This is a genomic window from Bordetella petrii, from assembly GCF_000067205.1.
GTDB classification, from domain to species: Bacteria; Pseudomonadota; Gammaproteobacteria; order Burkholderiales; family Burkholderiaceae_B; genus Bordetella_A; species Bordetella_A petrii.
Genome location: NC_010170.1, coordinates 1,694,320 through 1,717,042, shown reverse-complemented (window position 1 = coordinate 1,717,042; position 22,723 = coordinate 1,694,320). Strand labels below are relative to the sequence as shown.

Sequence of the window (22,723 nt, the reverse complement as noted above, 5' to 3'; positions counted from 1 at the left end):
ACCTATTCAAGCGCTTGCCCGCACCGGCATGGCAGCCGGCAGCCAGGTAGGCTGTCCGGGCATGTCGTGGGCTTGCATGTTCATGCGGTATTCGTAGCGGTCGGGCCGGTATTGCGCATGCAGCCATTCCACTGGCCGGCCGGATTCGTCGCGCACCAGTCGATGCAGGCTGAGCAAGGCCGCGCCTACCGGGACATCCAGCAGCTCGGCCACTCCGGGTTCGGCCAGCACCGCCGAGATCGATTGCTCGGCGCCCGCCACGCGCACGCCCAGATCGCGGAAAATGGCCAGCAGCGGCTTGGAGCCAAGGTCTTTGCGGCGGATACGCTGACCGATGTCGTCCGGCACGAACGTGGTCAGATGCGAAAACGGCAGCCCCTGGTGGCTGCGTACCCGTACCGAGCGCTGCACCGGCGTGCCCGGCGCGATTTCCAGACGTGCGGCTACCTGCGACGCGGCCGGCGTGGTGCCGAGTTCGAGCAGGCGCACCTGGGTGTGCATGCCCATGCGCGCCAGGTGTTCCATCAGGGCATCGATGTCAGTACTGCGCTGCGGCGCCGACAATGGCGCCGGCTGGGCCGCGAACGTGCCGCGGCCCTGGCGGCGCTCGACCAGGCCTTCGGCTTCCAGAGCATCGAGCGAGCGGCGGATAGTCAGCCGCGACACGCCGTATTCGGCCGCCAGCGCGTTCTCGCCCGGCATGGCCGTGTCCGGGGCGAAACCGCCCGCCAGCAGCCGCTGTTTCAGCAGCAGATATACCTTGTGATACAGGGGTAGCGGGCTATCGGGCACGGGGGCTCCTGTCGGGAAAATCAATCAACCGTGGCGCCGGTGTACTTGACGATTTCGGCGTACCGTTCGATGTCTTTGCGCACAAACGCATCCAGTTCCTGCGGGCTGCTGCTGACCGCCATGGCGGCCTCGCGCTCGAGCAGCTGGCGGAACTCGGGCGTATCCACCGCCTTGCGCGCCGCGGCGTTAAGCGTTGCGAGCGTGTCGGCGGGCAGCTTGGCCGGGCCAAACAAGGCAAACCAGGCTTTGGACTCGAAACCCTTGATGGTATCGCCGATGGGTGGCACCCCCGGGAACTGCGGCAGGGCCTGCGGACTGGTGACGCCCAGCGCCTTGAGTGCGCCGCTCTTAATGTGCGGCAGGGCATTGAGCGAACTCGCGAACATCATGTCCACCTGGCCGCCCAGCAGATCGGTGACGGCGGGCGACGTGCCTTTGTAAGGCACGTTGAGAATGTCCAGGCCCGCCAGCATTTTCATGCGTTCGCCGGCCATGTGCAGCGACGAACCGATGGCGCCCAGCGCCATCGTGTATTTGCCCGGGTTGGCTTTCACCAGCGATACGAACTCAGGCATCGTCTGCACGGGAAAATCCTTGCGGGCAACGAGCACGCTGGGCACGTTCGCCAGCATGCTGATGGGCGTGAAATCGCGCAACGGATCGAACGGCAAGTTGCGGTACAGCGACGCGTTGATGGAAAAGCTGGTGAACGTGACCAGCAGCGTCCTGCCATCGGGATTGCTCTTGGCGACGTAGTCGGCGGCGATGTTGCCGCCCGCGCCCGGCTTGTTCTCGACCAGCACGGTGCGCTTGAGGTCCTGCGCCATTTGCTGGGCAATGCTGCGGGCGACCGTATCGGTGGTGCCTCCCGGTGGAGCGCCCACGACCAACTTGATGGCGTCGCCCTGCGCAACGGCGGGGGACAGCGGCATAGCGAGCGCGCCCAACAGCGCGCCGCCGATGACAATACGGTGCAATCCCTGCATGGGTTGTCTCCTGGTATGTTGTATTGATGACAATACAAGTATACCTATGACGATCCATCCAGGGCAAGCCGCCCGTGAATCAGTCACGGGAGGTCAGGCGCCAAGGCGCCTGGCATCCGGCAAATGAGACGCCTGTTCAGACGGCCGCGCCAGACCTGTCGTGGTAGGGATCAGTCGCGGTCGCGGGAGCGGTCGGCCTCCAGCATGGCCAGGCGAAACAGCAGCAGCACACAGGCCAGCAGGCCCGCGCCCGCCAGCAGCCAGCCGGCTGGCTGGCCTAACCAGGGCACGGCCAGCAGCGGCGCTGCCAGGCCGGCCAGGGGCGCCAGGATAAGACAGGCCAGGAACGTGCGCCGGCTGTCGCCGGCGCGGGCCGGCGCGGTACGCGCGTGGCGGGCCTGATTGGCGGAACGCGCCTTGCGCGCGCGTTCTCGTTCGAACTCCACATACACCACTGCCATAAGCCCCTCCTAGCTTATCTTCGCGCGGGGCACCTGCCCCGCGCGAAATTCCGGCCTGGCGTCGCGGCATGGCCGGGCTGTGCCGCCCGTTCCGCCGCGAACCCCAGTGGGTTTGTCTCGCGAACTATTGTTGGTTCAATGAATACTCTTATCCTGGCCGCGCCGCAATCGGGTATTGCGCGAATGCCACAATCAGCACGCCCTGTCGCTCAAGATGCTCGGGCAGCGGCATTCGCGCCAACTGAGCCCTGCTACTTCAAAGCCGAATAAGCGGTCGGAGCCAGGAACTGGTTCTCGACCCGCTCGACAATGATTTTTTCGGCTTCGCTGGCGGCGCGCGCGGCGATCCATTCGGGATCGGCCTGGAAGGCATTCCATTTGCGCTCGCGCTCGGCCAGGCTTTCCCACTTGAGCAGGTAGGTCAGCGATTGATTGCTGGGGCCCGCCAGGGTGGTCCAGAAGCCGATCTGCTCGATGCCGTGCTTCTTGAAAAAGCCCAGCGTGGCGCTGGTAAAGCGCTCGTGCAGAGCCGGCAGGCGTCCGGGCGCGCAATGGTAGATGCGAAGTTCGACGATCATGGCGCCCTCCTCAGCCTGCCGCGCCAGTGCTGCGCGCGTAATCTTGTTCGGCGACTTCTTCCTGCCAGCTGCTCTTGCCCAGCGAGGTAGCCACGTGGATCATATAGGTATCGGCCGCCGCGCCGTGCCAGTGCCGCTCGTTGGGCGGAATCCACACCACGTCGCCCTGGCGAATGGCCTGGGCGGGCTGCCCCTCAGAGCAGATCCAGCCGCGCCCCGCCGTTACCTGCAGCACCTGGCCGAACTCATGCGTGTGCCAGTACGTACGCGCGCCCGGTGAAAAGAACACCGAATTGATCGTGACATTGTCGGTGGTGGGCATGATGGGGTCGCCCCACACCACGCCCGTGAACGTCGAACTGCGCTGTTCGGACACCTTGCCTTCGGCCCTGCCGTGAAACACCTTCATTGACTGTCTCCTGTCACTCAGATTTCAAACGGACGCCACCGCTGACATCGCCAATGGCATCCACGACACGATTACTGATCTGTTCACCGTAGCCCAGCGCCGTGGCCAGGCCGAAGCACGACATCGGACCGGACGCGTTGAGCGAGGCCACGCCCAACTCGCGCGCCAGCTCGACATACAGCACGACGTCTTTGGTCATGAGCTTGCTGGTGAGCCCGCCTTCCAGGTAGTTGCCGTCCACGATGTAGGGAAAGCGATTGAGCGTGGCGAAATTCACGCCGCTGCTGCTGTTGAGCACGTCGAGCAGCCGGTGCAGGTCGAGTCCGGCCTTCTTGCCCGCCACCATGACTTCGGCGCTGGCGGCCAGGCTGACCGCATTGAGAAAGTTGTTCAGCAGCTTGGTGGTGTGGCCCGCGCCGCTGCCCCCCATATTGAGCACCTTGCTGCTGAAAGGCGCGAACACCCATTGCAGGGCCTCGATGGTGGCTGCATCGCCGCCCACCATCAGGGTCAGCGTACCCTTTTCGGCCGCGGCCGCCCCGCCCGAAATGCCGGCGTCGACATACTGGACGCCACGCGCCGCAAACAAGCCCGCCAGGCGCTGTGTGGAACTGGGCGCGGCGGTGCTCAGGTCGACCACCACCTGGCCCGCGCGGCACGCGGCCAGGATGCCGTCGGCGCCTTCAACCACCGCTTCCACGACGCGGCTGTCCGGCAACGACAGCAACACCACGTCGGCGTACTCGACGGCCTCGCGCATTGAAGCGGCGGGCTGGGCGCCGGCCGCGGCGGCCCGCCCGGCATCGGTGTCATAGCCCCGCACCGCGATACCCGCGTCGACCAGGCGCCGCGTCATGCGCCCGCCCATGTTGCCCAAGCCGACGAACCCGACCCGATCTTGTCGCATGCCGGCCTCCCCGCTAGGCCTTGGCGGCGTCGGCTTCGTAGGCGCTGATGGCCTGCGAGGCGACGCGGAACGCGGCCAGCGCCAGCGGCACGCCGCAGTACACCGAAGCCTGCATCAGCACGGCACGGATCTCGTCTTTGGTCACACCGTTGGTCAACGCACCCTTGACGTGCGCGGCCAGCTCGTGGTGCTGGCTCATGGCGGTGAGCATGGCCAGGTTAAGCATGCTGCGCGTCTTGAACGGCAAGGTGTCGTCGCCCCAGATTTCACCCCAGCAGTATTCGGTGACCAGCTTCTGCATAGGCCTGTTGAACTCGTCCGCGCTGGCCCACGATTTCTCGACGTGGGATGCGCCCAGAACCTTCTTGCGGTTTTCCAGGCCTTTCTCGAACTGATTGATGTGTTCCATGCTGAGTTTCCTTTGTGTGCTGCGTGTGCTGCTTCGTCCAACCGATAATACAATAATTCAATATTTGCCAAAAATCACAGGCAGCCGCCGTGGCCGCTGCCTGTGCGGCCATGGCTACTTCTTGCCTGGCCAGATCGGCTTGGCCATGGCGACGTCTTCGGGAAATACTGTCACCGGCACGCCGTTCTGCCACTGGATCACGGTCAAGGTGGCGCCCACGCGGTGGCCCGCCTCGTCGAACTTCAACTCGCCTCCCGGGAAGTAAGGCGTCTTGCCCTCGTCCAGCGCATGCATGGCTTGCGCCACCGATTCGCGGTCGGCCTTGCCGGCCTTTTCCAGAGCGGCCTTGATGATCCACATATCGCCGTAGGTCGAAATGCCGTTCTGCGTCATCCACGGTTCTTTGTATTCGTCCTTCATGCGCTTGATCAGGGCTTCCTGGCCCTTCGCGCCCCAGTTCGCCACGGCGGACATGACGCCGTTGATCAATTGCGGGCTGACCGTATTCAGCACGTCCGGCTCGGCGATAGCAATGCCGAACGAAATCACCGGGATATGCACGTTGGTCTCGTTCATCTTTTCAAGAATGAGCTTGGCGTCAGAGATCACCGTGGGCAGGAAGAACACCAGGTCAGGCCGGCGCGAACGGACACGCTGGATCAGCGACGAGGCATCGGACAGCGGCGGCGTAAAGGTCTCGTCGACCACGAGCTCCAGCTTGTTCTTGGCGAGCAGGCCGTCTTTCATGGCTTTCACCGACGACAACGAGGCGGCCGTGTTGTCGGTAAGTATGGCCACGGTCTTGGGCCGCTTGCCCGAAGCCTTCTCGGCCAGGTCCAGGATCATCGGCAACGCGATGTCGGCCTGCCGGCCCGCCGTGGCGGAGGTCTGGAAGATGTACTTGAAGCCGCGCGAGGTGATCTGGTCGGAATACGACAGGGTCAGCATGGGCAGCTTGGCACGCTCGGTGACTTCGGTGACCGCCAGGGTGAACGAGCTGAGATACGCGCCCGTGCCGGCCACCAGGTCGGGATAGTCGGCGACCATGCGCTGCGCCGCGCTCTTGGCTTTTTCCGTCGTGTCGCCCGAGTCCACCACCACCAGCTTCAGCCTGGCGCCGCCCAGCGCCTTGATGCCGCCCTGGTCGTTGATGTCCTTGACCGCCATCTCGGCCCCCATGCGCATGACCTGGCCGGGCCGCGCGTAGATGCCCGACATGGGCGCGATCAGCCCGACGCTGACGGGCGCCGGGTCGGCCGCGCGCGCCGGGCTGGCGCCGGCCGACATCAGGCCCGCCAGCGCGGCGGCCAGGCCCAGGTATTTGATCGACTGCACTTTCATGTCTGTCTCCTCCTGTTGTCCGCTCGCGCGGCTCTCGATTCAGGCTTACATGCCGAGATACGCCCGGCGGACGCGGTCGTCCGCCTGCAGCGTGTCGTGGGTGCCCTCCAGAACCACGCGCCCGGTTTCGAGCACGTAGCCGTGGTCGGCGAACTGCAGCGCCTCGGCCACCCGCTGCTCCACGAGCAGGATGGTCAGCTTGGCGTCCCTGCGTATGTCGATCAGGCGCTCGAAAATGAAATCCGCGATCGCCGGCGACAAACCCATCGATGGCTCGTCCAGCATCAACAGCCGCGGCGAAGACGCCAGGCCGCGGCCGATGGCCACCATTTGCTGTTCCCCGCCCGACAGGGTGCCGGCCAGTTGCCGGGCGCGCTGCTTGAGCACGGGAAACCATTCGTAGATACGCGCCAGGTTGCGCGACCAGTCGCGCCTGCCCGCGGCGGTGTAGGCGCCCATTTCCAGGTTTTCGAGCACGGTCATCGAGGCGAACACCTGTCGGCCTTCCGGAACGTGCGCGATACCCAGGTGCGGCCGCTGCGAAGCGGGCACCGCCAGCAGGTCGTGGCCGTCGTAGCGGATGCCGCCCGACATCGCGGCCACGGTGCCCGATATGGTCTTGAACAGCGTGCTCTTGCCCGCGCCGTTCGGACCCACGATGGAAACGAATTCGCCTTCCCTGACCGCCACAGAAATGCCGTTCAGGACCGGCAGGGCCGAATAGCCGGCCACCAGGCCGTCGATTTCAAGCAGCATGTCGCGCGCTCCATTTCTTGCCCAGGTAGGCCTCGATCACGCGCATGTCGCGCGTGATCGCTTGCGGCTCGCCCACGGCCAGCACTTCGCCGTGATCCAGCACGACGAACTGGTCGACCAGGCGCACCATCGCCTGCATGGTGTGTTCGATGATGACGATGGTGATGCCCTGCGCCGACAACGCCCGGATGGCGGACACCACGTCGTCGACCTCGCCCTGCCCCAGACCGGCCAGCGTCTCGTCGAGCAGCAGCAGTTCGGGCTGGCCCGCCACGGCGCGCGCCAGCTCCATCAGGCGCAGCTGCCGCGTGGTCAGCACCGACGCGAGCCGGTCCGCGCAATCGGTCAGGCCCACCCGCTCGATGGCCTGCGCCGCCATCGCCTCGGCCTCGGCCTCGCTTCGGGCCTTGACGTAGGCGCCGACCTTCACGTTCTGCGCGACGGTCAGGCGCATGAACGGACGCATCACCTGGAAGGTGCGGCCCACGCCGGCCGCGCACAATACGTGCGGCTTGCGGCCGGCCATGTCGGCGCCCTTGAACACCACCCGCCCGGCATCGGGCTTGAGGAACCCGTTGAGCAGGTTGAACAGCGTGGTCTTGCCGGCGCCGTTGGGGCCGATAATGCCCAGGATCATGCCCTTGCGCACCTGAAAGCTGACGTTCTGCACTGCCTTCAAGCCACCAAAGCTGCGCGACAGCCCCGCCACGTCGAGGATGACCTCGCCGCCCGCGGGCCGGCGCGCCGCCTCTTGCGGCGCGGCGGATTCGGCCATGGGCGCGGCGTGCTCCTGCCGCGCGGCTTGCTCGGGCAGCGCGGCGCGCGCCTGAACGGCGCCGCGCCGGCGCAGGAAATCGCGCGTTTTCCAGAACACGCCCTCGGGCGCGACCAGAATCACCGCGATGATGGCCGCGCCCAGGATCACGCCCTGGATGCCGGGATAAGTCGCACCCAGTTCCGCGTGCAGGATCTCGCCTAGCGGAATCAGAATGGCCGCGCCGATAATCGGCCCCCATACCGTGCCGACCCCACCGAACATGGCGACGGTAAGCGCCTGGGCGGACACCAGCATGCCGAACACGGACACGGGCGTCACCACCAGCAGCACTACCGCATAGAATGCGCCGGTCGCGCCGGCGATGGCGCCGCTCAGCGCAATGGCCTTGAGCTTCCAGCGCAGCGTGTCGATACCGGCGGCCTCGGCTGCCGCCTCGTTCTGCTTGATGGCGATCAGCGCCATGCCAAAGCGCGTGCGCTCGACGTAGCGCGTGATCTGCACGAATAGCAGCAGCATCGCCATGGCCACCACGGTGTACAGCCACGGGTTCGAAAACTGCATGAACCAGGCCGGGTTCTCGCGCACCATGGGGAAGGTGACCTCCTGGTAGCCCAGCCACTCGAAGACATACAGCAGCGCCAGCGGATAGGCCAGCATCGCCAGCGCGAAGTAATGTCCGCGCAGCCGGAAGGTGGGCAGGCCAACCAGCAGGCCGGCCACCGCGCCGATCACGGCAGCCAGCGGAATCATCAGCCAGGGCGACAGCCCGAGGTTGATCTGCCCCAGCACGGCGGCATAGGCGCCCAGACCGAAAAACGCGGCGTGGCCGAACGACACCAGTCCTGTGTAGCCGCTGAGCATGTTCCACGACAGGCCAAAGCAGGCCCATACCAGCACCAGCGTGAAGATGAGCTGGTGATAAGAGTTGTCGACCAGCAGCGCGGCGCCCAGGTAGGCCGCCGCCACCGCCAGCATGATCACGAATGTGCGCATGGATTTCATCAGGTCCGCTCCGCGACGCGGCCGAACAACCCTTGCGGCCGGAGAATGACTATCAGCAGGAAGAACACGAAGATCGCCGCGTTCTGGAGTTGCGTGGGCAGCACCAGGCTGGAAAGCTGCTGCACCAGCCCGATCACCATGCCGCCCCAGAAGGCGCCCAGGATGCTGCCGATGCCGCCCAGCACCACACCCGCATACATCACGATGACGAACTCCAGGCCCACGAAAGGATGAAACGGGAAGTTGGTGGCCAGCAGCCCGCCAGCCAGCGCCGTGATGCAGGTGCCCAGGGCGAAGGCGACGCGGTAGGCGCGGTCGACGTCGATGCCCATGTAAGAGGCCGCCACGGGGTTGTCGGCGGCCGCCCGCAGCGACTTGCCCAGGCGGCTGCGCGCCACCACAAGCGCCAGCGCCACGATGGCCGCCACCGAGATCAGCGCCGCGTAGCCGCGCCCCTTATTGACGAAGACGCTGACGAAGTCGCCCCACAGCGGGCCGATTTCCCAGGCGCTGCTCGACAGCGGCGTGCGGATCGACTCGAGTTCGGGGCCGAACACCATCATGGCGCCGTTCTGCAGCACCAGCGCGATGCCCAGTGTCAGGATCAATTGCGCGTAGTGGCCCTCGCCTTCCAGCGCGGCGCTCTTGCCACCCGTTACGCGCGAGATCAGCAGGCGATGCGCCAGGTAGCCCACGGCATACATCACTGGCAGAGTCAGCACCATGGACACATAAGGCCCCAGCGGCGAACCCGCCATGCCATGCCCGGCCAACAGCACGAAGAAGAAATACGTGATGTACATGCCCAGCATCATGAAATCGCCCTGGGCGAAGTTGATGACGCGCATGATGCCGAAGATCATCGCCAACCCCACGCACATCAGGCCATAGATGCCGCCCACCAGTATTCCCGCGGCCAGCGACTGCAGGAACGCTTCCAGATGGATTTGTAGTTCTGTCATGAATTTTTCCCTAACTTGTAGCGGTCAGGCCGAGCCGGCCGCGCACAGCCGCGGCAGTTCGGCGCCGTCGGCCGCCTGCTCGTAGCGGTCGACCAGGTCTTCGATGCGTGCGGCCGCGCCGTCGCCCAGCACCGCCGAGGCCGTCCGGCGGAACCGCTGGCGGATCAAGGCATCGTCGGCGGCCTCGACGTCGTCCAGGGCGGCGCTGACGCTGCTGCCGTCGTCGAGCCGCAGTGTCACCCTCGCGCCCTGGCGCGCCGGGAAGGCGGCGCTATAGCCCGCGTCGGCGCACAGCGTGGTGGCCGCGATCAGCCGCGCAATGGCGGGATCGTCCAGGCGCCGGTAGTTGTCTTCGCCGATGGCGCCGTGCGCCAGCGTGGCCGCCACGCCGAACGGAATGCTCATCTTGGCCTGCAAGGCATGCTCGAACGGGCCAGTGGCGTCGCAGCCCGGGTAGCGCACAGCGGCTTGCGTAGTGTCGATGCGCACGGTCTCGATGCGGCGCTCGCCGGCCTGGCGCCCCGCGCGCAACGCCGCCTGGCATGGAGTCTGCGCGAAATTGCAGGCTGGCGCCGGTTTGTTGAAAACCTGTTCGATTTCCGTCCGCCCGTCGGCAAACAGAACGATGTCTGTGTCCAGCGGTGCGCGCGCGTATGCCTGGAAGAATCCCGCTTCGCCTTCGATGATCGACGCCGAGGCCTGCGCGCCGCCGCGCGCGAGCTGCAGGCAGGCCCAGGCATTGCGCACCGCGAAACCCGGATGAAAGTACATTTCGCTGCCGCCCGTGTGCGCCCATTCGTTCAACCCGCCGCTGCAATTGCCCGCCAACGCAAGAGCATGTCGGGCACGGGTTTCGTCGAGGCCGGCCAGCCGCGCGCCGGCCACGGCGGCAGCCAGGGGGCCGACCAGCCCGGTGGGCCGGAACAGGCGCGCCAACGCCGGAGTCATCACGGCCCGCCCCAGGCGCGCGCCGGTTTCGTAGCCCACGATGGCCGCCTCGAGCACCTGGGCGCCCGACACCGGCCGCTGCTGCGCCATGGCCAGCACCATGGGCCACACCACCACGCCCAGATGAGAAATGCTGCCCGCATGCATGTCTTCGCGCACCAGGCCGTGGCCGGCCACGGCATTGGCGAATGCCGCGCCATCGGGTTGGCGCGGGCCGGCGCGGCCCACCACATGGGCGCCGCCGGGCGCCGGCAGGGCAAGCGCGGCGGCCTGCTCGCTCCAGGGCAACGGCAGCGCCTCGAAAGCGCACGATAAATAATCCAGCAGGCAACGCCTGGCCTGCTCCAGCGCGGCGCGGCTGAACCTGCGCGGCGCCAGCGCATCGCGCACCAGCCGGCCGGCTTGTGTCATGACCTGTTCCATGCGTGCTTCCCGCGCCCCTAGTAACCCATGACCGTCATGGCGCCGTCGATCTTCAGCGTGACGCCGGCCACCGACACTGATTCGTCCGACGCCAGGAACACCGCCGCCTGGGCGATGTCCGCGCCTTCGGCCAGGCGGCGCAACGGCGTGCGCGCGCGCCGCGTTTCCCAGCCTTGCGCGTCGATGACCGAGCTGGCTCCCGGCGTGACCACCGGCCCGGGCGCCAGGGCGTTGACGCGGATGCCCTGCGGTCCCAGCTCTACGGCCTGCTGGCGCGTCAGGGTGTCGAGCGCGCCCTTGATGCAGCTGTAGACCGCCGCATGCTTGATCGCCACCGACACCGCCACCGAAGACAAATTGATGACCGCCCCGCCGCCGCGCGCCGTCAAATGCGGCGTGGCGGCCTGCAGGCACCACAGCGCCCCCTTCAAACCCACGTCGATCATCTTGTCGACCACCTGCTCGGGCATGTCGGTCAGCAGCCCATAGTGAAAATAGGCTGCGTTGTTGACCAGGATATCCAGGCCGCCGGACTGGCTTGCGTAGCCATCGATCGCCGCGCATACGGCGGCGCGGTCGGCCACGTCGCAGACCAGCGCGCCGGCGCCTGGCACGCTGGCCACCGCCTCTTTCAACAAGGCCTCGTTGTTGTCCAGCATGCCCACGCGCGCGCCCTCGCGGGCGAAAGCGCCGGCGATTTCCTTGCCAATGCCGCCCGCCGCGCCGGTCACCACGGCGATCTTGCCATCGAGTCTTCCCATGTCTTGCTCCGTGCCCGCTTCAGGGCTGCAGGTTGCGGTCTTTGACGATCTTTCCCCATTTGGCGATTTCGTCGTTCAGGTATTCCCGGGCCTGTGCCGGCGAATTGGCCACCACTTCAGTGCCGTCGCGCTCGAAGAAGCGCTGCATCACCGGGCCGGCAGCCACCTTGATGGCCGCACGGCTCAGCGCGTCGATCACCGGCGCGGGCGTACCGGCGGGCGCGGCGAGAATGAACCAGTTGCGCGCCTCGACGCCCGGCAGGGTTTCGGCCACGGTGGGAACATCGGGCACCGACGCCATGCGTTGGGCGCCCGTGGTGGCGATGATATTCAGGCTGCCGGCGCGCACGTGGGGCAGCGACGACGCCGGGTTGTCGACCATGACGTCGACCTCGCCGCTGATCAAGTCCTTGAAGGCTGCTCCCGCGCCCTTGTAGGGCACTTTGGTAAATGTCACGCCGGCCTGCGCGGCGATCATCTCCGTGGCCAGCGCCTGCATGCCGGTAATGCCGCTGAGCGCCACGTTCACCGGCTCACCCGCCTTGACCATGCCCACCAGCTCGGCCATGTTCCTGGCCTTGAACTTCTTGCTGGTCACCACCACCTGCGGCGCGGCGGCCAGGATGGATATGGGCTCGAAATCCTTGACCGGGTCATAGGGTGCCTGCGGATAGAACGCCGGCGTCGTGGCGAACGCGGCCGAACTGAGCAGCAGCGTGTAGCCATCGGGCGCCGAGCGCGCCACTTCGGCCGCGCCGACCTGTCCGGTGGCGCTGGCCTTGTTCTCTACCACGACGGTCTGTCCCAGCAAGGTGCCAAGTTCCTGGGCGAACGGCCGGGTCAGCGCGTCGACCCCGCCGCCAGCCGCGAAGGGCACCACGATGCGCAGGGGTTTATCGGGAAAATCCGCGCGCGCGGGCTGCGCCAGCGCGAACGCCGCCATGGCCAGCACCGCCATGCCTGTGTACTGCTGCCACTTCATGTCGCCTCCTTTTTCACACTGCATACGCGGCGTGCCGGCCGGCCCGCCGCTCGCAACCATGACGGCCGCTCGTGCTAGGCCGCCAACGCCATCACCTGTGCCGCATCGGGCGCGTCTTCCAGGCGCCACAGGGCATCGATCAGCGGCGCGGCGTTCCAACCGGGCCGGGCTGCGCCGCCCAGCTCCCGCAGTTTTTGTTCGAGATCGCTGTCGCTGAGCGGCCGGGCCGCCGAACCGCGGGCGGCTTCCACGCTGTGCTGCAATTGCATGCCGCCGCGCAGGTCGATGCGGACCTGCACGGCGTCGACCGAATAGCCCTCCGCTTCGCGCACGGCCACCTTGGCGCCCAGTTCACACAAGGCGGGATCGCGCACTGCCGAGTCACTGAATTCGGCCAGGCCGGCGCGGCCGCGCGCCAGCGCCACCGCGACCGCATGCTGGGCGCTGACCTGGGATTCGCGGCCGGTGGCCACGGCGGGCCGGTCGGTGCGCTGCCGCAGCAGCGGATGGCCGGTCAGGGTGATGCGCTCGATACCTGCCGGGCCGGCCTGCCGCAAGCGCGGATCGGCGGCCAGCGCCAGGCATGCGTCGATAACCGGATTGAGCACCACGCCGCACGGATATGGCTTGTAGGTGTTGGCGGCCAGTTGCCAATGCTCGCCCAGGCCCTGCGTCACGGTCGACAGATCGGGCTGGTCGGCGGTTACGCGCAGGAATCCGCGCGCGCCTTCCAGCGGCGCGGCGGGCCCGTCGAAGCCCTGCTGCGCCAGCAGCGCCGCCAGCAGTCCATTGCGAGCCGCATTGCCCACGCCGACACTCTTGGCCATGGTGCCCAAGGTTTCGACCAGCCCGCCGGCCTGGCTGGCCGCCGAACCGAGCGCCCAGACCAATTGCCCGGACGGCAGCGCCAGGTGCTTGCCGGCGGCCATGGCGGCGCCGAACACGCCGCAGGTAGAAGTAATGTGCCAGCCGCGCGCGTAATGGCCGGGTGAAACGGCATTGCCCAGCCTGCACTCGGTTTCCACGCCCAGCACGAAAGCCAGCAGCAGCTCGGCGCCGCTCATGCGCTGTGCCTGGGCCAGCGCGAACAGCGCCGGCGCGACCGGCGCCGTGGGGTGAATGATGGTGGGATGGTGCGTGTCGTCGAAGTCGTACACGTTGGCAGACATCGCATTCAGGGCGGCGGCGTTGAGCATGTCGAAGCGCTCGGGCCTGCCCACCAGGCTGGCCTGCCGGCTGGCGGCGAAGCGGCCGTACGTAGCCACCGCGATGTCCAGGGTGGGATCCAACGCCCCAGCCAGCGCCACCGCGAAATAGTTCAGCAGCGAGCGGCGCGCTTCATGGCGGATGGCCTCGGGAATGTCTTCCCAGTGGCAATGGGCAATGAACTGCGCCAGGGCCTGGGAAATACCGGACGGACTGCCTGCCTGCATGAGGTGTTGTCTCCTTCAGCCGCCCGCCGCGCGGCTGTCTTGTTATGTGCCGGGCGGCCTTCAGAGGGTCGTGGGCTTCAATTTTCGGTATTATAAACAGATTGTATGATTGAATACTCATTTTTCTGACTCGGCAAGAGCCGGCGGCGTGCTCCACGCGTTGTGCAACGGCCCCATGCCGCATCGCGGCCGCGTCGCGCCAGGCAAGTGCAGCTAAAATGCGCCCAAGTCAGTACACTGATTCCGACTGCCTACTCGCCCCTGATCGCATGAAAGCCGCTGAGCTCCCCGCCGATTTCAAAGTCCCCCGCGCCGCTTCGGTGCTGCGTCACAGCGTGACCGAAAGCATCCGCAACGCCATCCTGGTGGGCCGCTTTCGACCGGGCGAGCGCCTGCCCGAACGCGAACTGTGTGAAATGACCGGCGTCAGCCGCACCCTGGTGCGCGAGGCCCTGCGGCAGCTCGAATCCGAAGGCCTGATCCACGTCATTCCCCACCGCGGCCCGGTAGTCGACCGGCTGCTGCCCGAGCAGGCCGAGGGCATTTATCAGGTACGCGAAGAATTGGAAGGCCTGGCCTGCCAGTTGTTCGCCGAACGCGCCACCGATGAACAGCTCAAGTCGCTGCAGAGCGCCTTTCAGGCGCTCAAGCGCGCTTTCGCGCAGGGCGGGTCGCTGGAACAACTGTCAGCCAAGAACTACTTCTATCAGCAACTGCTCGATGGCGCGGGCAACGAAGCCCTCACCACCACGCTCAGGCTGCTGAACTCGCGCGTCATGTTGCTGCGCTCGACGTCGATGCAGGCGCCGGGGCGCGCCAAGAAAAGCCTGGCCGAGCTGGGCGAGCTGCTGGAAGCCCTGGCCGCCCGCGACGGCCGCGCCGCCCGCAAGGCCGGCAGCCTGCATGTGCGCAACGCTGCGCGCGTGGCCATCAAGGTGCTGCGCGAAACCCAAGCGGCCATGGCGGCCGAATAAGCTTCCGAACAAAGCCCCCCGCCCCTGAGCGTCTCCATGGCAGGCATGCCCTCTGGCATGCCGGCAGGCACTGCCTTTTTTGCTAATACTATAATACAATCCTACCAATAGAGGTTCCACACTATGCGGCGCGACGCCGCGCAGGAGACTCGCCTTGCCCGCCTCCATTGCCCCCTTCGAGGTCTACGCCATTCGCTACGCCCGTCATGGCGGCCGCCGTCCGGCCGACAACTACCTGGGCAGCGTCGACTTCCACGATGCCGATTCCGACCTCGACTATTACGTGTGGGTGGCGCGCCGCGGCGATGAAATCTTCGTGGTCGATACCGGCTTCGATGCCGACTCGGCCCGCCAGCGCGGCCGCGAGCTGCTGCAGCGTCCGGCCGAAGGGCTGGCCCTGCTGGGTATCGACGCCGCCCAGGTGCGCGACGTCATCATCACCCACCTGCACTACGACCACGCCGGCACCCTGAACGACTTTCCCGCCGCCACCTTCCACATCCAGGACGCCGAGCCCGCCTACGCCACCGGCCGCTGCATGTGCCACGGCGCGCTGCGCCACCCGTATTACGTCGAAGACGTCGTGACCTTCGTGCGCAAGGTCTACGCCGGACGCGTACGCTTCCATGCCGGGCAGGCCGAACTGGCGCCCGGCCTGTCGGTGCACCTGGTGGGCGGCCACACCGCGGGCCTGCAGGTCGTGCGCGTGTGGACGCAGCGCGGCTGGGTCGTGCTGGCGTCCGACGCCACGCACCTGTATGGCAACATCGGCCATGGCGTGCCGTTCCCGGCCGTGTACAACGTGGGCGACATGCTGGAAGGCCACCAGGCCGTGCGCCAGCTGGCCGACAGCGAAGCGCACATCGTGCCCGGACACGATCCGCAGGTCATGCAGCGCTATCCGGCGGCCAGCGCCGCGCTGCAGGGCAAGGTCGCGCGCCTGGACGTGCCGCCCACAAAATCGGCATGAACGGCGCCGCTGAATTGCAGGGCCGCTGCGCTCTGGTTACCGGCTCGACGGCCAGCCTGGGCCTGGCCATTGCCGACCGCCTGGCCGCCGCCGGCGCACGCATCGTGCTGCACAACCTGCTTGCCGACGAACCGGCCCGGCAAGCCCGCGACGCCCTGGCACGCCGCCACGGGACCGATGTCCTGCTGCAGGCAGCCGACCTGAACGAGGTCGACCAGATCGAAGCCATGGCCCACGAGGCCCGGCATGCGTTCGGCGGTATCGACATCGTGGTCAACAACGCGGTCGTGCGCCACTTCGGGCCGGCCGACACCTTGCCCCGCAACCAATGGGACGAAGCCCTGGCCGTCAACGTATCGGCGGCCTTCCATCTGGCGCGCCTGTCCATTCCGGGCATGCGGTCGCGCGGCTGGGGCCGCATCATCAACATGTCGTCGGTATACGGCTCGGGCGCTACCGCCAACCGGGTGGGCTACATCACCACCAAGACGGCGCTCATCGGCCTGACCCGCGCGCTGGCTGTCGAAACCGCGCAAGACGGCATCACCTGCAATGCCGTGGCGCCCGGCACCGTGCCCACCCCCACCATCGCCTCGCGCATCGCGGGCATCGCGCGCGACCAGGGCATCAGCGAACAGCAGGCGCAACACGACTACCTGGCCCACCGCCAGCCCACCGGCCGCTTCGTCGACATGGCGAACGTGGCGGCGCTGATCGGTTTTCTGTGCAGCGACGCCGGCCGCGACATCACCGGCGCGCTGCTACCCATCGACGGCGGCTGGACGGCCGCCTGACCCTTTTCCTTTCTTGTGTAGCCAACCATGAGCACTCAACACAAAGACACCCTGGGATTCGTCGGCATCGGCCGCATGGGCGCTCCGATGGTCAGCCGCCTGCTGCAAGCCGGATACGACCTTGCCATCTACGACACCAACCCGCAGGCCACCGCCGCGCTGGCAGCCCAAGGCGCCCGCGTGGCCGCCAGCCCACGCGAAGTGGCCAATGCCGCCCGCCTGGTGCTGATGTCCCTGCCGACGCCGCAAATCGTCACCGAAGTCGGGCTGGGCGCCGACGGCCTGGTGCACGGCGCCGCCGTCAAGACCGTGATCGACCTGTCCACTTCGGGTCCACACGCCGCCGAGCAGCTTGCCGAGGGGCTGCGGGCCCGCGGCATCGCCGTGATCGACTGCCCCGTCAGCGGCGGTGTGGCCGGCGCCGAGCGCGGCACCTTGTCGCTGATGGTGGCGGGTGCGGCCGAACACTACCAGGCCGTGCAACCCGTGCTGGAACTGCTGGGCCGCCCCATGTATGTCGGCGATCGGCCGGGCATGGCCCAGGCCATGAAGGTCATCAACAACCTGGTATCGGTGACGGCCCTGGCCATCACGTCCGAAACCCTGGTGATGGGCGTCAAGGCGGGCCTGGACCCGGACACCATCGTGCAGGTCATCAATGCCGGCTCAGGCCGCAGCAACGCATCCGAAGACAAAATTCCCAAGTACGTGCTCAGCCGCAAGTTCGATTTCGGCTTTGCCCTCGGCCTGTCGGCCAAAGACGTGCGCCTGTGCCTGGAAGAAAGCGAGCGGCTGGGCGTACCGCTGCGCGTCGGCGATGCCGTGCGCCAACTGCTGAACGCGGCGCGCGACAAGTTCGGCGAACAGGCCGACATGACCGAAATCATCCGCTATATAGAGGCCGACACCGGCGTACAAGTGCGAGGCAAGGCGGCCGGCCCCGCCTGAGGACCGGCCCCCGTCCCGGCCGCGCCGTGCGCCGCCGGCGCCTGCGCTGCTACTTGCGAGCCTTCACCTGCTCCTGCAGCTTCTTGGCCATGGCCAGGTGCTCTTGCAAGGCCGGCAGCGTCTTGGCGGCAAACGCCTTCACGTCCGCGTCCTTGGCATTGGCCGAGGCGTCTTCGAACAGTTTCACGGCGTCTTCGTGAGCCGACACGCCGATATTGTTGATGTACATCTCGTCAAAGCCGTCGTCGGTCAGGCCCAGCGTCTTGATCTTGGCCTTCTGCATCAGCGAAGGTCCTTCGGGCGGCGTGTAGCCCTTCTTGCTGGCCAGCGCGGCCAGTTCCTGCCCGACCTTGGTGTGATCCTGCACCATCTTGTCGGCAAAGGCTTTCACGTCCGGATTCTTGGCTTTTTCCTGGGCCATCTTGCTGCCTTCGACTTCAGCATGGCCCGACTGCGCGGCATTTTCCAGGAAGTCCTTGTCGCTGCTGTCCAGCTGCTGTTCCGCGGCGGCATCCTGGGTTGCCGGCGCGGGCGTAGTGGGTTGAGGCTGGGCCATGCCGCTGCCGGCCGCCAGCATTGCACCCGCGGCCACCAGGCCGAGCGTCAGATTAAGTGGTTTCATAAGACCTCCATTGCAACGCGCCGGGCGCGTGTAAGTGTCGAGGCTTTCCCACCCTGCGGGGAAAGCCTTCACCACCCAGCAAGCAACATGCCCGCCATGCCGGCGCGCAAGCCCCTTGCGCCGCCAGGGGAAAGAGAGCCAATCGTCGCCATTGAACAAAACAAATGGACTGCGCCGGGGCGCCGGGCGCACCATCGGCTTCATCGATGCTTATGAATCGACGCGCAGTATTCCTTCAACCTATATAGATATATCCGGGAGTCATCATGACGAGTTTTGTTAATGCCTTGGTGCATGCCGAATTGTTTCTGTTGGGTGTGCCGTCCGTGCCGCCCGCGCAGCCCGTCCCCGCAGGCGACGCCAGCACTACTATTTCTTTCAGCGCGTCGGACTATCGCAGTGCCGCCGGCTAAGCGGCCCCGTTTCCGAAACCTCTGGTTAATTACGGTGACATAGTCCCGACGACGAACGGCCCCGTCCTGCACCATACTTCCGTCCTGGTACAAAAACCGGAGGAGAAGAGCATGTCCAACCAGGACGAAAACCTGGATCACACCCCATTGAAACGGGTGATGGGGCCGAAGCTGCTGCTGTTGTTCATCATCGGCGACATCCTGGGCACCGGGATCTACGCGCTCACTGGCCAGGTGGCCGCCGAGGTGGGCGGCGCGGCCTGGGCGCCCTTTCTGGTCGCCTTCGTCGTGGCCCTGCTAACGGCCTTTTCCTACCTGGAACTGGTCACGAAGTATCCGCGCGCCGCGGGCGCGGCCCTTTATGTGCACAAGGCATTCAGGGTGCACTTCCTGACCTTCATCGTCTGCTTCACAGTGATGTGTTCGGGGCTGACCTCGGCGGCCACGGCGTCGCGCGCCTTCTCGGCCAATCTGTTCGCGGCCATAGGCATGGATACCGACCCGACGCTGGTCACGATGGGCGCGTTGGGGTTCATGCTGCTGGTCATGATCGTCAACTTCCGCGGCGCGTCAGAAAGCGTGAAAGCCAACGTCGTGCTCACGCTGGTCGAGCTGAGCGGCCTGCTGCTGGTGATCATCCTGGGCTTTTACGCGATTGCCGGCGGCCAGGCCGATTTCTCGCGCGTGGTGGCATTCGAGACGCCAGAGAACAAAAGCGTGTTCCTGGCCGTGACTTCGGCCACCGCCCTGGCGTTCTTCGCCATGGTCGGCTTCGAAGACTCGGTCAACATGGCCGAAGAAACCCACGAGCCGCACCGGATCTTTCCCAAGGTCATGCTAACGGGGCTGGGCATCACCGCCGTCATCTACGTGCTGGTGTCGATCTGCGCCGTCGCGCTGATCCCCGTGGGCGAACTGGCCGCCAGCTCGACGCCGCTGGTGCTCGTGGTGCAACGCGCCGCGCCGAACCTGCCGATGGACACCATCATGCCGATCATCTCGATGTTCGCCGTGGCGAACTCGGCGCTGATCAACATGATGATGGCAAGCCGTCTGCTGTACGGTATGTCGCGCCAGGGCGTGCTGCCCAAATTCCTGGCGCGCGTGCACACGCGCACCCGCACCCCCTGGTCGGCCATCCTGTTCACCACCGCGCTGGCCCTGGGGCTGATCCTGCTGGTGTCGGCCAGCAATTCGAAAGCCATCAGCGCGCTGGGCGGCACCACGGCCTTGCTGCTGCTGGGCGTGTTTGCCTTCGTCAATGTGGCCGTGCTGGTGCTGCGCCGCGACCCGGTCAAGCATGAGCACTTCCGCGCCAATACCGTGCTGTCGTGCCTCGGGGCGGCCGCCTGCCTTTTCCTGGTAACGCCCTTCACCGGGCGCGACCCGATCCAGTACCAGGTGGCCGGCTGGCTGCTGGCGCTGGGTGTGGTGATGTGGGGCATTACGCTGCTGGTGCATCGCAAGGAAGATCGCCATCACCTCGATCCGGAGCACCTGGTCGACGAATAGGCTACGCCGCTGCAACATCGTCATTGCCAGGGCGCCCCGTGGGGCGCCCTGGTGCATGGGGCCGCGCCCGGTTCGGTAATATAGAACCTGGTATCGATTCACGGAGCACGCCATGCGACGCGCAGGCAGCGCCGACTTGCCGCTGCACGGCGGCCGGGTGCCGGCATGGCTGAGCCAGCGCATGTCGCGCCTGGGCGCCATCATCACACAGGCCATCGTGCACCACTATGGCCGCGACGAATTCCTGCGCCGGCTGGCGCACCCATTCTGGTTCCAGTCTTTCGGCGCCGTCATGGGCATGGACTGGCATTCGTCCGGCATTACCACCAGCGTCATCGGCGCGCTCAAGCGCGGCCTGCAGCCCTTGTCGGGCGAACTGGGCATTCACGTCTGCGGCGGGCGCGGCCAGCATTCCCGCAAGACGCCGGGCGAACTGGCCACCGTGGGCGAGCGCACCGGCATAGACGGCGACGCCCTGGCACAGGCCAGCCGGCTGGTGGCCAAGGTGGACAGCGCCGCCGTGCAGGACGGCTTCAACCTGTACCTGCACAGCTTCATCGTTACCGACGACGGCCACTGGACCGTGGTGCAACAAGGCATGAACGACGACAGCGGCCTGGCGCGCCGCTACCACTGGCTTTCGCAAGACCTGCAGAGCTTTGTCGAGGCCCCGCATACCGCCATCGACGGCGCCAACCAGGGCCGCATCATCAACCTGACCGACCGGCGCGCGGCCGCCTCGCGCCAGGGGCAATTGGCCTTGCTGCAAGACCAGGGGCCGGATTTTATTGTGCATGAAGCAGCCGCGCTGGCCGGCCATGACTCCCCGGCGCCCACGCCGGCCGCCGAGCCTGCCCAGTTGGCGCTGCCTCATCTGGTGATGCCCGCTCACCACGATGTGCGGCCCAAAGACGTAAATATGCAGCGCCTGCATGGCGCACTGGCCGCGGCCGCCGAACGCGGTCCGTCCGACTTCGCCGATCTGCTGATGGTGCCGGGCGTGGGCGCTCGCACCGTGCGCGCGCTGGCGCTGGTTGCCGAGGTTGTGCACGGCGCACCGTGCCGGTTCACCGACCCGGCCCGCTATTCCCTGGCCCACGGCGGCAAAGACCGGCATCCTTTTCCGGTGCCTTGCGCGGTGTATGACCAGACGATCGACGTCCTGAAACGCGCCGTGGCCAAAGCCGCGCTGGGCAACGACGAACGGCTGCAGGCGCTGCGCCGGCTCGACCAGCAGGCGCGGCGCCTGGAACGCGCGGCGCGCGGCCCTTCCCTGCCCGACTTCGTGCAGCAAGAGCGCCAGGCGTCGGCCGCTTACGGCGGGCGCAGCGTCTACGGATGGGAAGGCTGAGCAACCAGGGCGCGGCACGGGGCTTGCTCGGCGATGGCTGTCGATCGAATGATCTCAGCATCCCGGATGGCGCCATGCAAAAAAAGTACTCCGTCAAGGTCCATGCCCGCTGGGACGTCGTGTTTCACGCGACGCCCGCACAGGTCGCCGACATGCGCGCGGACGGCCTGGTCATCGACGAGGTCTGCAACACCGTGCCCGACTGGATGCCGGCGCCGCTGGTACGCGGCTGGTGCCGCGCCCAGGACGCCTGGCAATGGCTCAGGTTGTTCTGAACCGCGAAACTCAGCGTGACGCTTCGGGATCGGCCTCGCCGCTGCCCAGCTCGGCGCCCGTGATGGGGTCGGCATCGGGCATGGAAAGCGTGCGGGTAGCCATCGCCTGGACCGCCGCCAACTGCTTTTTCGACAGGCCCACGGCCGGCATGCCGTCGCCGCCATCCACCGCGCACTGCTGGTCCCGGTCCGACACGACGTCGAAATTCTTATCGCTGTTCCACGAGCCCCGCATATCGCCTTCGCCTTGCGACATATCGAAGTACGTACGGGCAAAGCGCGGATCTCCCGGCAGTTTGCCCGGCGGAAAATTCGGCTGCATGGAATACAGCGCCTTTTCGAACGATCGCTGGTGCGAGACTTCGCGGGTCATCAGAAAGCCCAGGGCCTCTTTTACGCCCGGGTCTTCCGTGACGTTGATCAGGCGTTCATAGACAATCTTGGCGCGCGCCTCGGCGGCGATATTCGAACGCAGGTCGGCCGACGGATCACCGATCGTGTCGATGTAACCGGCGTTCCACAGCTGCCCGCCCGAATTGGTCAAGGCGGGGCCTCCGCCATACAACACTTGCGTCACGTGCGAATCGTTGCCCGCGCCATGCAGGCTGCGGTACAGGTCGGCTTCAGACTCGGTCGCCTCGGCCAGTTCGCCCTTGGCTCCCTTGTTCAGCATCGCCACCAGCGTGCCAATGACTTCAAGATGGCTGAGTTCTTCGGTGGCAATGTCGTACAGCATGTCTTTGCGGCCAGGGTCGTCTTCGGCAATGGCCTGGGTAAAGTAGCGACAAGCCGCGGCCAGCTCGCCCTGGGGACCGCCGAACTGCTCCAGCAGCAAATTGGCCAACCCGGGATTGCATTCCCGGACACGTACGGTGTATTGCAAGCGCTTGTTGTGTGCAAACATGAAAAATCTCCCGGCGATGAGTTCGTGGTCCG

The 22,723-nt window shown here is 66.5% G+C and carries 24 protein-coding genes; 7 read left to right on the top strand and 17 right to left on the bottom strand.

All coding sequences use genetic code 11. The annotated features are described in order from the left end of the window. Positions 1–6: 6 nt before the first annotated feature. From BPET_RS08470 to BPET_RS08400, 15 genes are all read right to left on the bottom strand, one after another. Positions 7–792, bottom strand: a complete 786-nt coding sequence (locus BPET_RS08470; RefSeq protein ID WP_012248587.1) for a GntR family transcriptional regulator — start codon at positions 790–792, stop codon at positions 7–9. A gap of 20 nt (positions 793–812) precedes the next feature. Continuing rightward, a complete protein-coding gene (locus BPET_RS08465; protein ID WP_012248586.1) occupies positions 813–1,778 on the bottom strand; it encodes a Bug family tripartite tricarboxylate transporter substrate binding protein in 966 nt (321 codons plus the stop codon). A 170-nt stretch (positions 1,779–1,948) separates the two neighbouring features. Further along, positions 1,949–2,239 (bottom strand): hypothetical protein, encoded by a 291-nt coding sequence (locus BPET_RS08460; RefSeq protein ID WP_012248585.1) that lies wholly within the window; start codon positions 2,237–2,239, stop codon positions 1,949–1,951. 251 nt (positions 2,240–2,490) lie between these two features. Then, positions 2,491–2,817, bottom strand: a complete 327-nt coding sequence (locus tag BPET_RS08455; RefSeq protein ID WP_012248584.1) for an NIPSNAP family protein — start codon at positions 2,815–2,817, stop codon at positions 2,491–2,493. 10 nt (positions 2,818–2,827) lie between these two features. Next, on the bottom strand, positions 2,828–3,226 hold the full coding sequence (locus BPET_RS08450) for a cupin domain-containing protein (RefSeq protein ID WP_012248583.1): 399 nt from the start codon (positions 3,224–3,226) through the stop codon (positions 2,828–2,830). Between the two features lie 13 nt (positions 3,227–3,239). After that, positions 3,240–4,133: an NAD(P)-dependent oxidoreductase gene (locus BPET_RS08445; RefSeq protein WP_012248582.1), complete on the bottom strand. Its 894-nt coding sequence runs from the start codon at positions 4,131–4,133 to the stop codon at positions 3,240–3,242. Between the two features lie 13 nt (positions 4,134–4,146). After that, a complete protein-coding gene (locus BPET_RS08440) occupies positions 4,147–4,542 on the bottom strand; it encodes a carboxymuconolactone decarboxylase family protein (protein WP_012248581.1) in 396 nt (131 codons plus the stop codon). A gap of 114 nt (positions 4,543–4,656) precedes the next feature. Continuing rightward, a complete protein-coding gene (locus BPET_RS08435; RefSeq protein ID WP_012248580.1) occupies positions 4,657–5,883 on the bottom strand; it encodes an ABC transporter substrate-binding protein in 1,227 nt (408 codons plus the stop codon). Positions 5,884–5,928: 45 nt separating this feature from the next. Then, positions 5,929–6,639 carry an ABC transporter ATP-binding protein gene (locus BPET_RS08430; protein ID WP_012248579.1) on the bottom strand — a complete coding sequence of 237 codons (711 nt, stop codon included), beginning with the start codon at positions 6,637–6,639 and terminating at the stop codon, positions 5,929–5,931. Then, on the bottom strand, positions 6,629–8,419 hold the full coding sequence (locus tag BPET_RS08425; protein WP_012248578.1) for a branched-chain amino acid ABC transporter ATP-binding protein/permease: 1,791 nt from the start codon (positions 8,417–8,419) through the stop codon (positions 6,629–6,631). Before BPET_RS08425 ends, BPET_RS08430 begins: the two co-directional genes overlap by 11 nt. Continuing rightward, complete coding sequence (locus BPET_RS08420; protein WP_012248577.1) at positions 8,419–9,381, bottom strand: branched-chain amino acid ABC transporter permease; 963 nt, start codon at positions 9,379–9,381, stop codon at positions 8,419–8,421. Before BPET_RS08420 ends, BPET_RS08425 begins: the two co-directional genes overlap by 1 nt. Before the next feature lie 24 nt (positions 9,382–9,405). Continuing rightward, the gene (locus tag BPET_RS08415) at positions 9,406–10,740 is read right to left on the bottom strand and encodes an MmgE/PrpD family protein (RefSeq protein WP_151208948.1); all 1,335 of its coding nucleotides are present in this window, start codon (positions 10,738–10,740) and stop codon (positions 9,406–9,408) included. 29 nt (positions 10,741–10,769) lie between these two features. Beyond that, entirely contained in the window at positions 10,770–11,513 is a 744-nt protein-coding gene (locus BPET_RS08410; protein ID WP_012248575.1) for an SDR family NAD(P)-dependent oxidoreductase, read from the bottom strand. Positions 11,514–11,532: 19 nt separating this feature from the next. Then, positions 11,533–12,495 (bottom strand): Bug family tripartite tricarboxylate transporter substrate binding protein, encoded by a 963-nt coding sequence (locus BPET_RS08405; RefSeq protein ID WP_012248574.1) that lies wholly within the window; start codon positions 12,493–12,495, stop codon positions 11,533–11,535. Positions 12,496–12,569: 74 nt separating this feature from the next. Further along, positions 12,570–13,928 carry an MmgE/PrpD family protein gene (locus BPET_RS08400; protein ID WP_012248573.1) on the bottom strand — a complete coding sequence of 453 codons (1,359 nt, stop codon included), beginning with the start codon at positions 13,926–13,928 and terminating at the stop codon, positions 12,570–12,572. A 269-nt stretch (positions 13,929–14,197) separates the two neighbouring features. Between BPET_RS08400 and BPET_RS08395 the strand changes: the two genes are divergently transcribed. The 4 genes from BPET_RS08395 (at position 14,198) to BPET_RS08380 (ending at position 17,614) form a co-directional block, all read left to right on the top strand. Continuing rightward, positions 14,198–14,902 (top strand): GntR family transcriptional regulator, encoded by a 705-nt coding sequence (locus BPET_RS08395; protein ID WP_041862812.1) that lies wholly within the window; start codon positions 14,198–14,200, stop codon positions 14,900–14,902. A 154-nt stretch (positions 14,903–15,056) separates the two neighbouring features. After that, positions 15,057–15,872: an N-acyl homoserine lactonase family protein gene (locus BPET_RS08390; protein ID WP_012248571.1), complete on the top strand. Its 816-nt coding sequence runs from the start codon at positions 15,057–15,059 to the stop codon at positions 15,870–15,872. Then, positions 15,869–16,666, top strand: coding sequence for an SDR family oxidoreductase (locus tag BPET_RS08385; RefSeq protein WP_012248570.1), 798 nt, complete (start codon positions 15,869–15,871; stop codon positions 16,664–16,666). The genes BPET_RS08390 and BPET_RS08385 overlap by 4 nt, the downstream gene beginning before the upstream one ends. A 27-nt stretch (positions 16,667–16,693) precedes the next feature. Further along, positions 16,694–17,614 (top strand): NAD(P)-dependent oxidoreductase, encoded by a 921-nt coding sequence (locus tag BPET_RS08380; protein ID WP_012248569.1) that lies wholly within the window; start codon positions 16,694–16,696, stop codon positions 17,612–17,614. A 49-nt stretch (positions 17,615–17,663) separates the two neighbouring features. Here the strand turns inward: BPET_RS08380 and BPET_RS08375 are convergent, their stop codons facing one another. Further along, the gene (locus BPET_RS08375; RefSeq protein ID WP_041862811.1) at positions 17,664–18,236 is read right to left on the bottom strand and encodes a DUF4142 domain-containing protein; all 573 of its coding nucleotides are present in this window, start codon (positions 18,234–18,236) and stop codon (positions 17,664–17,666) included. A 524-nt stretch (positions 18,237–18,760) separates the two neighbouring features. Here BPET_RS08375 and BPET_RS08370 point away from each other — a divergent pair. The 3 genes from BPET_RS08370 (at position 18,761) to BPET_RS08360 (ending at position 21,787) form a co-directional block, all read left to right on the top strand. Continuing rightward, positions 18,761–20,161 carry an APC family permease gene (locus BPET_RS08370; protein WP_012248567.1) on the top strand — a complete coding sequence of 467 codons (1,401 nt, stop codon included), beginning with the start codon at positions 18,761–18,763 and terminating at the stop codon, positions 20,159–20,161. Positions 20,162–20,273: 112 nt separating this feature from the next. Continuing rightward, the gene (locus tag BPET_RS08365; protein ID WP_012248566.1) at positions 20,274–21,512 is read left to right on the top strand and encodes a DUF763 domain-containing protein; all 1,239 of its coding nucleotides are present in this window, start codon (positions 20,274–20,276) and stop codon (positions 21,510–21,512) included. A 74-nt stretch (positions 21,513–21,586) separates the two neighbouring features. Then, positions 21,587–21,787, top strand: a complete 201-nt coding sequence (locus BPET_RS08360) for a hypothetical protein (RefSeq protein ID WP_041862810.1) — start codon at positions 21,587–21,589, stop codon at positions 21,785–21,787. A 10-nt stretch (positions 21,788–21,797) separates the two neighbouring features. Here the strand turns inward: BPET_RS08360 and BPET_RS08355 are convergent, their stop codons facing one another. Continuing rightward, entirely contained in the window at positions 21,798–22,691 is an 894-nt protein-coding gene (locus BPET_RS08355; RefSeq protein ID WP_012248564.1) for a manganese catalase family protein, read from the bottom strand. Positions 22,692–22,723 lie beyond the last annotated feature (32 nt).